General features: G+C 56.5%; 15 protein-coding genes. 12 read left to right on the top strand and 3 right to left on the bottom strand.

All coding sequences use genetic code 11. The annotated features are described in order from the left end of the window. The first annotated feature begins 402 nt into the window (after window positions 1–402). From msrB to AAEZ08_RS22505, 4 genes are all read left to right on the top strand, one after another. Entirely contained in the window at window positions 403–846 is a 444-nt protein-coding gene (gene msrB / locus AAEZ08_RS22520) for a peptide-methionine (R)-S-oxide reductase MsrB (RefSeq protein WP_003464965.1), read from the top strand. A gap of 1 nt (window position 847) precedes the next feature. Further along, window positions 848–1,387 (top strand): peptide-methionine (S)-S-oxide reductase MsrA, encoded by a 540-nt coding sequence (msrA, locus tag AAEZ08_RS22515; protein ID WP_003464967.1) that lies wholly within the window; start codon window positions 848–850, stop codon window positions 1,385–1,387. Window positions 1,388–1,527: 140 nt separating this feature from the next. Continuing rightward, complete coding sequence (locus tag AAEZ08_RS22510) at window positions 1,528–2,232, top strand: glutathione S-transferase N-terminal domain-containing protein (RefSeq protein ID WP_003464969.1); 705 nt, start codon at window positions 1,528–1,530, stop codon at window positions 2,230–2,232. Next, window positions 2,229–3,197: a magnesium and cobalt transport protein CorA gene (locus AAEZ08_RS22505; protein ID WP_003464971.1), complete on the top strand. Its 969-nt coding sequence runs from the start codon at window positions 2,229–2,231 to the stop codon at window positions 3,195–3,197. Before AAEZ08_RS22510 ends, AAEZ08_RS22505 begins: the two co-directional genes overlap by 4 nt. A gap of 204 nt (window positions 3,198–3,401) precedes the next feature. Here AAEZ08_RS22505 and AAEZ08_RS22500 read toward each other — a convergent pair whose 3' ends face one another. Beyond that, window positions 3,402–3,569, bottom strand: a complete 168-nt coding sequence (locus tag AAEZ08_RS22500) for a hypothetical protein (RefSeq protein ID WP_016487060.1) — start codon at window positions 3,567–3,569, stop codon at window positions 3,402–3,404. Between the two features lie 75 nt (window positions 3,570–3,644). Between AAEZ08_RS22500 and AAEZ08_RS22495 the strand changes: the two genes are divergently transcribed. The 3 genes from AAEZ08_RS22495 to AAEZ08_RS22485 all read left to right on the top strand — a co-directional run bounded on the left by AAEZ08_RS22495 (window position 3,645) and on the right by AAEZ08_RS22485 (window position 5,514). Continuing rightward, window positions 3,645–4,658, top strand: a complete 1,014-nt coding sequence (locus tag AAEZ08_RS22495) for a zinc-binding alcohol dehydrogenase family protein (protein WP_002118279.1) — start codon at window positions 3,645–3,647, stop codon at window positions 4,656–4,658. A gap of 72 nt (window positions 4,659–4,730) precedes the next feature. Beyond that, window positions 4,731–5,162, top strand: coding sequence for a GlcG/HbpS family heme-binding protein (locus AAEZ08_RS22490; RefSeq protein ID WP_005006001.1), 432 nt, complete (start codon window positions 4,731–4,733; stop codon window positions 5,160–5,162). A gap of 58 nt (window positions 5,163–5,220) precedes the next feature. Continuing rightward, window positions 5,221–5,514: a DUF1330 domain-containing protein gene (locus AAEZ08_RS22485; protein WP_003464978.1), complete on the top strand. Its 294-nt coding sequence runs from the start codon at window positions 5,221–5,223 to the stop codon at window positions 5,512–5,514. Window positions 5,515–5,839: 325 nt separating this feature from the next. Here the strand turns inward: AAEZ08_RS22485 and AAEZ08_RS22480 are convergent, their stop codons facing one another. Further along, window positions 5,840–6,310 (bottom strand): TlpA family protein disulfide reductase, encoded by a 471-nt coding sequence (locus tag AAEZ08_RS22480; protein WP_003464979.1) that lies wholly within the window; start codon window positions 6,308–6,310, stop codon window positions 5,840–5,842. A gap of 422 nt (window positions 6,311–6,732) precedes the next feature. On the opposite strand from AAEZ08_RS22480, the gene AAEZ08_RS22475 reads away from it, so the two are divergent. The 5 genes from AAEZ08_RS22475 to AAEZ08_RS22455 all read left to right on the top strand — a co-directional run bounded on the left by AAEZ08_RS22475 (window position 6,733) and on the right by AAEZ08_RS22455 (window position 9,630). Beyond that, the gene (locus AAEZ08_RS22475; RefSeq protein ID WP_002118288.1) at window positions 6,733–7,380 is read left to right on the top strand and encodes a sulfite oxidase-like oxidoreductase; all 648 of its coding nucleotides are present in this window, start codon (window positions 6,733–6,735) and stop codon (window positions 7,378–7,380) included. Then, on the top strand, window positions 7,373–8,119 hold the full coding sequence (locus AAEZ08_RS22470) for a ferredoxin reductase (protein WP_002118292.1): 747 nt from the start codon (window positions 7,373–7,375) through the stop codon (window positions 8,117–8,119). The genes AAEZ08_RS22475 and AAEZ08_RS22470 overlap by 8 nt, the downstream gene beginning before the upstream one ends. A 453-nt stretch (window positions 8,120–8,572) precedes the next feature. After that, entirely contained in the window at window positions 8,573–8,845 is a 273-nt protein-coding gene (gene grxC, locus AAEZ08_RS22465) for a glutaredoxin 3 (protein ID WP_005005995.1), read from the top strand. A 67-nt stretch (window positions 8,846–8,912) separates the two neighbouring features. After that, window positions 8,913–9,194, top strand: a complete 282-nt coding sequence (locus AAEZ08_RS22460; protein ID WP_003464986.1) for a DUF427 domain-containing protein — start codon at window positions 8,913–8,915, stop codon at window positions 9,192–9,194. A 169-nt stretch (window positions 9,195–9,363) separates the two neighbouring features. Then, window positions 9,364–9,630 (top strand): hypothetical protein, encoded by a 267-nt coding sequence (locus AAEZ08_RS22455; RefSeq protein ID WP_003464988.1) that lies wholly within the window; start codon window positions 9,364–9,366, stop codon window positions 9,628–9,630. An 860-nt stretch (window positions 9,631–10,490) separates the two neighbouring features. On the opposite strand, the gene sdhC is transcribed toward AAEZ08_RS22455, so the two are convergent. Further along, entirely contained in the window at window positions 10,491–10,865 is a 375-nt protein-coding gene (sdhC, locus tag AAEZ08_RS22450) for a succinate dehydrogenase, cytochrome b556 subunit (RefSeq protein ID WP_005005993.1), read from the bottom strand. Window positions 10,866–11,179 lie beyond the last annotated feature (314 nt).

Here is an 11,179-nt window from a genome sequence, read left to right as displayed (position 1 = left end):
TGGTAACAAAATCAGCAATCCGCCCTGGGTCAAATTTCAATCGGCAGGGTGGGTCAATTTTCCATCAGCGCCAACACACTAAGCAACCATCAGAAAATTTTGACTGTACGCCAAAAAATTCGCATCTACCAGCATCTAAACAGGCGTTGTTGATTATCATAAAACACTGACACTGTATTATATAATCGTGCTTTTGTGTTATTTTTTTAATATTTACTGATTACGTACTTGCTTAACCACTCAGTTGCGCTAGAATTAATAGACGCGAAATTTAAATCTCTAATTTTCCAACACTTAGTAAAACCTCGTTTGCCATCCCACTACCATTGTAGGAGCAAATCAGGAGACATAAAAAATTAGCGGTAGCGTGCCTGGCCCTCTAGATAAGTATTGGAGACTGTAATGAAGTTTGAAAAGTCACAGACAGCAATCGACCACCTGACTCCCGAGCAACACCGAATTACCCAGGAGGCGGGCACCGAAAGGCCCTTCACGGGCGAGTACAACGACAACAAGGAGCCTGGCATCTACGTCGACATAGTGTCGGGAGAGCCACTGTTCGCTTCGACGGACAAGTTCGATTCGGGTACTGGCTGGCCCAGCTTCACCAAGCCGATCGTTTCGGCAAACGTGAACGAGGTGCGGGACAGCGCACACGGCATGGTCCGGACGGAGGTCAGGTCAGTACACGCAGACAGTCATCTCGGCCATGTGTTCCCCGATGGTCCTTCCGACCGCGGCGGTCTGCGGTACTGCATCAACTCAGCGTCCCTTCGCTTCATCCCGCGCGACGAGATGGAGTCCGAGGGATACGGTGAATATCTCGATCAAGTAGAGGAGGCTTAACATGCATCAGCGCGCTGTTCTCGCAGGAGGATGTTTCTGGGGCATGCAGGATCTGATCCGCAAGCGGCCCGGCATCATCTCGACCCGTGTGGGTTACACGGGCGGCGATATTCCGAACGCCACGTATCGTAATCACGGCACGCATGCCGAGGGGATCGAGATTGTCTTCGACCCGACAGTGACGAGCTACCGGAACATCCTGGAATTCTTCTTCCAGATCCACGATCCGACGACGCTGAACCGCCAGGGCAATGATCGTGGGCTCTCCTACCGGTCGGGCATCTATTATGTCGACGAGGAGCAGAAGCGCGTCGCCGAGGATACGATCGCCGATGTGGATGCCTCGGGGCTGTGGGATGGCAAAGTGGTGACCGAGGTCCAGCCGGTCGGCGAGTTCTGGGAGGCCGAGCCCGATCACCAGGATTATCTGGAGAAGCGCCCGGGCGGCTACACCTGCCACTTCGTCCGTCCCGGCTGGGTGCTTCCGAAGCGCCAAAAGGTTGACGACGTACAGCCAGCGGCCGGGACCGCGGCGGAATAGGCTTCACTGCCGTTGCCACTGCGCCGATCCGGTCCGCAATCTTCGTGACCGCGTCGTTCAGCGACGCGGTCATCGAACCCTACTTCAGAGTGACGGCTCGTTCCAGTCAGTCGCCATCGCAACACCAGGATCGCAGATTTATGCCAGACCTCTCGTCCTTTCCGATCACGCAGCGCTGGCCGGCATCTCATCCCGATCGCCTGCAACTCTACGCAGCCCCTACGCCCAATGGCGTCAAGGTCTCGATCATGCTTGAGGAGACTGGCCTGGCGTACGAGCCCCACCTGATCGACATCTCGAACAACGAGTCGAAGGATCCGGCGTTCGTGTCGCTGAACCCGAACGGACGCATACCGGCGATCATCGATCCGGCTGGCCCTGACGGTAGACCCATCGCCTTATGGGAATCCGGTGCGATCCTCCTCTATCTGGCCGACAAGACGGGTCAGTTCATCTCCACCGAACCAGGCCAGCGTTACGAGACCCTAGCGTGGGTGTTCTTTCAGATGTCGGCCATCGGGCCGATGTTCGGTCAGCTCGGCTTCTTCCTGCGATTTGGCGGCAAGGACTATGAGGACAAGCGGCCGCAACAGCGCTTTATCGACGAATCCACGCGTCTGCTGGGGATTCTGGATCGCCGGCTGGAAGGCCGCGACTGGATCGTCGACGACTATTCGATCGCGGACATCGCGACGCTCGGCTGGGTGAATGCGCTGGTGGAATTCTACGCTGCGGGTGACATCCTTGGCCTCAGCAGCTTTTCGAACGTCCGCGCATGGCTTGGACGCGGGCTGGCTCGACCGGCCGTCCAGCGTGGCCTCCACATTCCCGCGAGGCCAGCATGAGCATCATCGCCGCCTATTATTACAACGAAGGCAAGCGAGTTCGCGAAATCGCGCTCGATGAGCACGTCAAGTTGGGCGAGAGTCGCTCGGGCTTCTGCTGGATCGCGCTTAGCGAACCCACCCCCGAGGAACTACTCGCGATCCAAAGGACATATAATCTTCATCCGTTGGCGATCGACAACGCGATGCACCCGCTGTGCCCGCCCAAGCTCGAGGTCTACAACGATGAGTTGTACGTCGTCGCGCAGACCGCCGAGCTGGTCGGCGACCGGATCAGCTACGGCAAGATGGCGATCTTCACCGGTCACAATCACCTTATCACCGTGCGGCACGGCAATGCCGGAGCGCTGGGCAAACTTCGGGAGCAACTCGAGGCATCGCCGACGCAGTTCGGCAAGGGTGTCGACTATGTGCTGCACGCGATCTTGCATCGCGTGGTCGACCAGTATCTGCCCATCTTCGAAATGATCGAGGACGACGTCCTGGCGATGGAGCGACGGTCGCTGCACGATTTCCTCGGGCCAGAAGAGGTGGCGCGAATCTTCGAACTAAGGTCCGAACTCACGCGGTTCCAGCGCACGCTCGGGGCTATGGCCGAGCTGGTGCGAAAGCTCGTTCGCGGCCACTTTCCCTGCATCAGCGCCGAAATGACACCATATTTCCACGACGTCGCGGACCATGTCCACCGCGTGCAGTCCATGGTCGACGGCCTCCTGCTTGTCCTGTCCACGGTCTTTGAGGCCAGCAGCCTTCTTGAAGCGCAAAGGACGGGGGTGATCACCCGCCAGCTGGCGGCTTGGGCGGCAATACTGGCAGTCCCGACGGCGATCGCTGGAATATACGGCATGAACTTTAAGCACATGCCGGAGCTGGACACGGCCTACGGATACTTTGTCGTGCTCGGAGTGATAGCGATATCGTGCGTTTTCCTATTTGTGCGCTTCAAGAAGGCTAAGTGGCTGTGAATACTGCCCATCGTTTTCTTCGCCGTCATCTGACGGTTACAGCGGGCCTTATACGGAAGCTTGTCCAATCCAACTCAAGATGAAGGTGCGTCCATGACATAGCAGCTGACCGACGCTCTACAAGCAGTTCAGTCCTTCATCGCCAAGGGCTAAGACCGCGAATAGCGCGTCAAGGACAGCAATCTCGTCGATCTCGAGCCAGGATCAACCATCGGTCCGTGCGGCATCTGCGTCGACGCGGCGTTTCGCCTCGGAAGCGGTGATGATGGCGATAACGCCTCCACCCTCTACGCGATCACCGATCCGGCGACCGAGCATAAGGGCCTGTTGATCGACGTGTTCGATGAAATCTGCTACCGCGACCCAGTTCAAGAGTCGGGACCTCAATGTAGAAGAAGTTGACTAACGAGCATTCGCGTCATCCGATCAAGCAAGCTGGAGACATTTATGAAAGCCATTGGTTACAAGGTTCCGGGACCCATCGCCGCGGATGCCGCGCTGGTCGACATCAATCTGCCTCGGCCTGTCGCTGCAGGATACGATATCCTGGTTGAGGTGAAGGCCGTCTCGGTCAACCCGGTCGACTACAAGGTCCGCAACAGCACGCCGCCGGCAGATGGCGATTGGAAGGTGCTGGGATGGGATGCCGCCGGGATTGTGCGCGAGGTCGGCCCCGACGTCACGCAGTTCGAGTTAGGCGACGAGGTCTATTATGCCGGATCGATCACACGGCCCGGTACCAATGCGGAGTTCCATCTCGTCGACGCCCGGATTGTCGGTCACAAACCTGCGTCGCTCTCCTGGGCGGAAGCGGCGGCGCTGCCGCTGACGACGTTGACGGCCTGGGAGGCGATGTTCGACCGCCTGGACGTGGCGAAGCCCGTACCCGGTGCGGCGGAGGCGATCCTCATCATCGGTGGCGCGGGCGGGGTTGGGTCGATCGCCGTCCAGATCGCGCGACAGCGCACGGACCTCACCGTCATCGCCACAGCCTCTCGACCGGAAACCCAAGAGTGGGTAAGAGGGCTTGGAGCTCACCACGTCATCGACCATTCTCGTCCGCTCGCGCCACAGATCGCCGAACTCGGCATCGGTGCTCCCGCTTTCGTCTTTTCGACCACACATACCGAGCAACATGTCGCCGACATCGCCGAACTGATCGCCCCACAAGGACGGTTCGGACTGATCGACGATCCCAAGGCATTCGATATCATGGTTTTCAAGCGCAAGGCGGTGTCGATCCACCACGAGCTGATGTTCACGCGGTCGATCTACGGCACGCCCGACATGAATGAGCAGGGCGAGATTCTGGATGCGATGGCAGCGCTGGTTGACGACGGCAAAATCCGCACGACGCTGACCCGGCGACTGTCGCCGATCAATGCCGCCAATCTGAAGACGGTGCATGCACTGATCGAAAGTGGCGCGGCTAAAGGCAAGATCGTCCTCGAAGGCTTCTAACGACCGCGATCGCCAAACATCTTGTCCAACCTCAAAAAGCCGAACGGGTTATGCCCCAGCGATGAGAATCCCATGACCAAATCTATTGCCACCGCCTCGATCAACCGCGAAACCGCAGTCGCCCTCATCGACGCGGCGCTCGCTGCGGCCCGTGCCATCGGCATCCCGGCTGCCGTCGCCGTCGTCGACGCCACCGGTAACCTGCGCGCGTTCGAGCGCACCGACGATGCGCCGTTCCTTACCGTCGATGTTGCCATCGACAAGGCCTGGAGTTCCGCCTCGTTTGGGTTCCCGACCCATGTCTGGAACGACTATGTGACCAACGATCCAAAAGTGGCGCCGCTAGCCTATCGCCCTCGGATGGTCGCTGTCGGCGGCGGTTATCCGATTCTGGAGGATGGGAAGTTGATCGGCGGCATAGGCATCTCCGGAGGCAACTATCAGCAGGATCAGGATGCGTGCGTCGAGGCACTCATGAAAATCGGGTTCCAGTTGCCAGCCTGACGACTGTGAGGCCATCACCGGTGGTAATGGCCAACAGATCCAACCTTTGAGAGGCCTAATGATGGAAGCGTTCGTCGTCTTTACGCGGGAAGAAACCAGCGACCCACATGCACTCGCAACCTATTCTGCAGGCGTCGGACCATCGTTCGATGGTCACGACGTTACCTTTCTCGCCGCTTATGGCGCGATCCAGCATTTGGAGGGGCCGCCCATCGAAGGGGCCGTAATCTTGCGTTTCCCGACGATGCAGGCCGCTCGCGACTGGTATGACAGTCCCGCCTACCAAACCATCGCTGCTCATCGCTTTGCCGGTTCCCGTTACCGCGCCTTTATCATTGAAGGGCGGCGGTGACATACCGACAGAAGCACTTCGGCGCTGACCACGAGGTATCGGCGTGTGAACTCGCATCTTGGGAATCTGTGGGGGGGACCAAGACAGCGGCGCTAGGGGCTCATATCGTCGATCGGATCAGAGAGTTGCTCGGCGAGAATGGGTTATCTATTGCCGAGCTGACGGAGCGGAGCCGCCCTCTCCCAACGGATTGATTCAATCGTTGACGCTCCTCCTATCCGGATCCGGGTTTTCGCACGCTGATCAACAGAGTTACAGCGCGCAACGCCTGTAGTGGGCATCAGGGGATGGGTGGCAATCAGGATGATTGCCCACCTTCCAACGATTAACCTTGCTCAAGTTGCTTCACTAGTCGCTCCGCGTCGAGATGGAAGTCCGAGAAAACAATGCTACCGCCAGCGTCGATAACCGTAAACCACGGAGTTCCTCGTGTGCGGTAGTCTTCCATGAAGGTTGGAAACGGCGAGCCGGTCGGTTGCTCGTCGTGACCGAAAACGATAGGAAGCTCATACTTGAGCTGGTTCACGCGCAACTTCTCGAAGGTATTCTCATGCGTTCCTTCGAAGACGGTCTGGATCACTGCGAACCCCACGTCTTTTGAGCTCAACGCTGCATGCAACTTTTGTAGCGTCGGAAACCCATGCAAATGGCAACCTTGGCACCAATGCTGGAAGGCAAACAAGATTTTCGGGCCGGGCCCGATATCTGACAGTTTGAACGGCGCGATACTTTCCCCATCTTTGCCAATCCATTTTTGCACCCGCAGCTCAGGCGCTTGTCGTTCGATCTCGTTCATCTGATCCTCCAACCCCGATACAGAAGCTTAGTGGATGATCGCGCGTCGCGACGGTGCGCGAACGTCCGACCTTATTTTCCCTATTTCCTGAAGCCAGAATAGATCAGATCGACATTTCGTCCTTAATATACTCAAGCTGCCGGCGAGCGCGAACTGGGCAACCATGCGCTGGTGAGCCTTGAGCTTTGCACGCTGCCCATCCGTTTGAGAGCGAACCTGCAACTTCCGCTCCGCATACCGCAGATCAGCGTACGCAGCCTTGGGGTTATCTACCCTATAGCCATTGGGTATTGGGAATCATGCTGGCCTGACGCTATGTTCGATACGCGATTTTTTACGATGATAGAGCATCTGTATCTGATTTTTAGTCGATTGGCTTATTCGGCGGATGTGCGGGCAAATGCTTTACGCAGAGTACTGAAATGAAGGCCGGCTTCGGTCTGCCGTATCGAGCAAGAGGGGTCACTATGGTCACCAGAGGTTTCACCGGTCGCGGTTCAGGCGACCAGTCCGATCGGATTCCGCCAGGTCAGCATCTGGTGGAGGATTTCCCTGTTCTGTCGGCCGGCCCTACGCCGAGGGTAGAGCCCTCCGACTGGAAATTCACAGTCAAAATTGGTCCGAAGCCCGTCAAAACGTGGAATTGGGGCGAATTCAACACTCTACCAAAGACCCAGGTGACAAAGGATATTCACTGCGTCACCTCTTGGTCCAAACTGGATACCGTTTGGGAGGGTGTACTCATTGAAGACATCCTTGCAGATGCAGAGCTTGATCGGCCTACCGATTTCGTCTTGGCGCACTGCTACGATAATTATTCGACAAACGTCCCTCTGACGGATCTGCTTTCCGGGAAAGCGATGGTCGCCCTCAGTTATGCGGGCAAGCCACTTTCCCGCGATCATGGGGGGCCGGCGCGTCTTCTAGTGCCGCACCTTTACTTCTGGAAATCCGCCAAATGGGTGAATGCGCTGCAATTCACGACGCGTGACGAGGCCGGCTTTTGGGAGCTGCACGGCTATCACATCTACGGCGATCCGTGGCGCGAACAACGATACACCCATGACTGAAAACGAAGCGCAAGTCCGTTCGTGGCAATCATGCGTGATCGACGACATCATCCAGCAAACACCGAGTATCAAGAGCTTCTTCCTTCGGTTGAGCAAGCCGTTCGCGCACACCGCAGGTCAGCACGTCGATATCCGGCTGACCGCGCCCGACGGCTACAGTGCAATGCGCAGCTACTCGATCGCGTCATCGGCAGTTTCGACCCCGATCGTCGAGATAGCTATCGAGCGCATGCCGGATGCCGAAGTTTCGCCGTTTTTTCACGACATCGCGGCGATTGGTGACGAAATCGAAGTTCGCGGTCCGCTCGGTGGCCATTTCCTTTGGCCTGAGCCTGCCATAGATCCGGTTCTGTTGATCGGGGGAGGCTCCGGCCTCGTGCCGTTGATGGCAATGATCCGGCAGCGCCGCGCATTGGCCCAAGCCGTTCCGACAGCGTTGCTCCTGTCCGCACGAACCGCCGAGGACGTTCTCTTCTCAGAAGAACTTCATTGCATCGAAATCAGCGATCCGGCGTTCGTCCTGGCGCTCGCGATTACGCGCGAGAAACCGGTTCGCGCATCGGACTTTGCGCGACGGATCGACGGCATGATGGTCCAAGAAATTCTAACCAGGCTTCAGGGAAAGCCGACGCAAGTGTTCGTCTGCGGGTCTAACGGATTCGTCAACATCGCAACCGATAGCGCGCTGCTGGCGGGCTTGGACGCCTCCATCATCAAGACGGAGCGCTACGGGGGCTAGCGGCGCGAGCTATCTCACGTCGCGCCGATCGTAGACGTGCGCCCTGGGAAGCTTTGGCGATCAACGTGAACCGTTTTGCCGAACACAGTCTTCGTACCCCCCGGCCTCTAGAACGCCTTCGCTCGCGATACCTGGCTCGACATCAAGCTCAATTTGAAAGTTCCTGCACTATCCGTCGTCCTGATATGCTCGACCAGCATGATGGGCGATTCGAGCGGGACCGCTTCCGTCCCAATCGAGGCTCGGTTACCTTAGAGCATCGGCTCGGCGCTACAGGAGGCGCGTGCGGCCTCTGCCTGGCGGTGAAAGCACTTTGGGCCATGTCGCCTGGATAGCGGCCAATCGTCAGCATCTGCTCCGATGTCGGCCAAGGTGCAGTCGCCATCTTTGAACGCCGCGAATTGGAGATCAACGCCATGACAGCGATCCGCGTGCAACTGCCGGAGATGCAATATGACAACTGATGTATTGCTGTACACCACGAATTGGTGCCCGTTCTGCCGCCGAGCGAAGGCGCTCCTCAAGGAAAAGGGCGTGCGATGGAAGGAGCTCGATATTGAGGCGGATCCGGCTCACCGGCAGGCCATGGCGGAAGCGTCGGGGCGAAGCTCCGTGCCGCAGATCTTCATCAATGGCACCCTTATCGGTGGCTCCGATGAGCTATTCGCGCTCGATGTCAGAGGCGAGCTCGACAAACTTCTCGGGCGCAACCCGCCTGCCACCTGAGGAGGTGCGGCTTGGGGCAGCCAGCCCGCGAGCCTTCGCCGGTTGATGAATACAAAAGGAGAGTCCGTTGGTCTCAGCCATCTGGAAAGACACTACTATCGCCACAAGCGACGAAACAGTCATCGTCGAGGGAAATCACTACTTCCCACCGTCAGGAGTCGACCTGAGCCTGCTTGAGATGAGCCCGCACACATCTGTCTGTCCGATCAAAGGCGCCGCGCGCTTCTTTCATGTTCGCGCGGGTGACGCGCTCAACGTGAACGCCGCTTGGACCTATCCCGCCCCCACTCCGGATGCCGAGGGTATCCGGGATTACATCGCTTTCTGGAAAGGCGTGGACGTTGCCTAGCAGACTGGACGGACGACTTCGCTGATAGCCATGCGGGCGCCGACATCTCAATTATCCTGCCCACCCCGGGCCTCGTCGGCTGCAGGAATCTGCCCGGCACCTTAGCGCGACCCGGCACTGGCGGTCTCGCACCCGCCGCGCCTCTGTTCTATCAATAAGGATGGATGACATGGAGCATTCCGAGTTCGATGCCGCTTTCGCGAAGCTTGCGGAGGGATACAGAGAAGGGACTTATGAAGGCCGGCGTTTCAGCTTGATCGTCCGGCGATCTGGGGACGGACGTCGCAACAGTCTGTTCGCCAGGGAGTTGGACGGGACTGACATTGTCAGCTTCAACCTCTTCCGCGTTACATCAGATAGGACATTGTTGAAGCCGTGCGAAATGTCCGCCGAAAAGGTCGTAGCGTTCGTGCTGGAGTTCCGACCGGACACCTGACGGGCAGAAGAAGATCCCGGCCAACCGGCGCGCCTGCGACGGCCGGCTATCTAAGGCTGCGCAAGCCTATAGCCGCAGCTCATTGCACTTCGTCTGGCGAGGAATTCAACATCGATACGTCGCCATCCGCGGGGATATCGGTACAGGCGCCCGTGTAAGCCAGATTGAGAAATCCTAAGCGATGACTAACACCAATGACGCCACCCTTCCGACACATTCTATTCTTGAGGAATGCACAGCGATGGCTGTCGTCAACGCTCTGAAGATTATTCTGAAGAACAGCTACGCGATCTACCTTAAGACAAAAAATGCCACTCGGGCGCATCCCGCCCCTACTTCAGGGACTTTCACTTGCTTCTCGCTCTGTCACTCACAGCATCGGCACGCCCATGACGCATGGTATCCAGGCCTCATAATTTTCCCATATAACCTTCTTGTCTTTTGCGCACCCAGAAAGACTCGAGGCTTTAACTGGACAGATGAGCCCTCGAGGGTAGTGTTCACCTGATTGGCTTTCTCATATCTGATGTTGATTCGCACAGTGTGCCAACCAGGTGATAGTTTCAAAAAACCTGCGCTTCAGAGCGAATTAGACGATCTTCGATAAGAGCGATCCGCCTCAAAATCCAAAACATCTAACATTGTCCTAGAGCCATATTTGTACCTAGTACTATGGCGCTCCCATTAACACATTTGATGATGCACAGAAAACTTAGCTCATGATAGCTTTCAGCTAACAGCTATTCGGAAGCCCGAAAGGATTCAACCGTTTAAGCGTGAACCGTCGATTATAAATACTTTCGTAAGTTAGCTTTAAAGGACGCTTTTAGTCCTTGTAAATACGCATTACGACTCCACAGCTACCAAATCCATACGGCGCCAGCAACCATTAAAACACCCGACACTACTAAAACAATAGTAGAGGCGCGATTGCTGCCTTTCAAAGTATGACCAACACCCACATCCATAACTAGGTGTCGAATTCCGGCTACGAGATGATAAATAAATGAAGAGTATACCAACCAGAAACTAACTTTGCCGAAAGGTGAAGAAAAAATCTCCTTGACTTCATTAAAACCCTTTTCTGACTCCAACGATTTGCTCAGCATATACAGTATCAGTCCCAGAAAAATAAAGAGCATAATTCCTGAAATCCGGTGCAGAATCGATGTAAGCGCCGTGAGAGGAAGCTGAATGGTTCGAATATCAAGATTAACCGGCCGCTTTTTATTCATTTTGACTCCAGTCAACAATTCTAGTGGGGGATTTCAGTTTTCGATCTCATTCATCATAGCAGCTGTAACTAAGGCTGGCGGCGACAATAATGGAGATATTCGGGGCTTACGTTGCATTTTGAGGTCGCAAGTGCATGTGCGTAAATTGAAGCAAATTGCAAGGTTATGCCCAATAGGTAGCTAGCTTATTAATTTAACAAAAGTGACGTGTGTCGTTCTGCAGGGCATGCTGTTCCCCCAATGTCATCAACCTAAGCTGCAGCCCTGCCCAAGGCAAGCCCCCCGAAGCAGCCAGCCGCCATGGCCGTCGGGCG

Source organism: Pseudomonas sp. E45-MNA-CIBAN-0222 (assembly GCF_040310405.1).
Taxonomy (GTDB): Bacteria; Pseudomonadota; Gammaproteobacteria; order Pseudomonadales; family Pseudomonadaceae; genus Stutzerimonas; species Stutzerimonas stutzeri_AC.
The sequence above is the reverse complement of the archived record's forward strand: the minus strand, read 5'-3'. Positions and strand labels throughout refer to the sequence as shown.

Bases quoted from the DNA above. Each gene is read 5' to 3' on its own strand.
- msrB (WP_003464965.1), top strand. From the start codon at position 403: ATGAAGTTTGAAAAGTCACAGACAGCAATCGACCACCTGACTCCCGAG.
- msrA (WP_003464967.1), top strand. From the start codon at position 848: ATGCATCAGCGCGCTGTTCTCGCAGGAGGATGTTTCTGGGGCATGCAG.
- AAEZ08_RS22510 (WP_003464969.1), top strand. From the start codon at position 1,528: ATGCCAGACCTCTCGTCCTTTCCGATCACGCAGCGCTGGCCGGCATCT.
- AAEZ08_RS22505 (WP_003464971.1), top strand. From the start codon at position 2,229: ATGAGCATCATCGCCGCCTATTATTACAACGAAGGCAAGCGAGTTCGC.
- AAEZ08_RS22495 (WP_002118279.1), top strand. From the start codon at position 3,645: ATGAAAGCCATTGGTTACAAGGTTCCGGGACCCATCGCCGCGGATGCC.
- AAEZ08_RS22490 (WP_005006001.1), top strand. From the start codon at position 4,731: ATGACCAAATCTATTGCCACCGCCTCGATCAACCGCGAAACCGCAGTC.
- AAEZ08_RS22485 (WP_003464978.1), top strand. From the start codon at position 5,221: ATGATGGAAGCGTTCGTCGTCTTTACGCGGGAAGAAACCAGCGACCCA.
- AAEZ08_RS22480 (WP_003464979.1), bottom strand. From the start codon at position 6,310: ATGAACGAGATCGAACGACAAGCGCCTGAGCTGCGGGTGCAAAAATGG.
- AAEZ08_RS22475 (WP_002118288.1), top strand. From the start codon at position 6,733: ATGAAGGCCGGCTTCGGTCTGCCGTATCGAGCAAGAGGGGTCACTATG.
- AAEZ08_RS22470 (WP_002118292.1), top strand. From the start codon at position 7,373: ATGACTGAAAACGAAGCGCAAGTCCGTTCGTGGCAATCATGCGTGATC.
- grxC (WP_005005995.1), top strand. From the start codon at position 8,573: ATGACAACTGATGTATTGCTGTACACCACGAATTGGTGCCCGTTCTGC.
- AAEZ08_RS22455 (WP_003464988.1), top strand. From the start codon at position 9,364: ATGGAGCATTCCGAGTTCGATGCCGCTTTCGCGAAGCTTGCGGAGGGA.
- sdhC (WP_005005993.1), bottom strand. From the start codon at position 10,865: ATGAATAAAAAGCGGCCGGTTAATCTTGATATTCGAACCATTCAGCTT.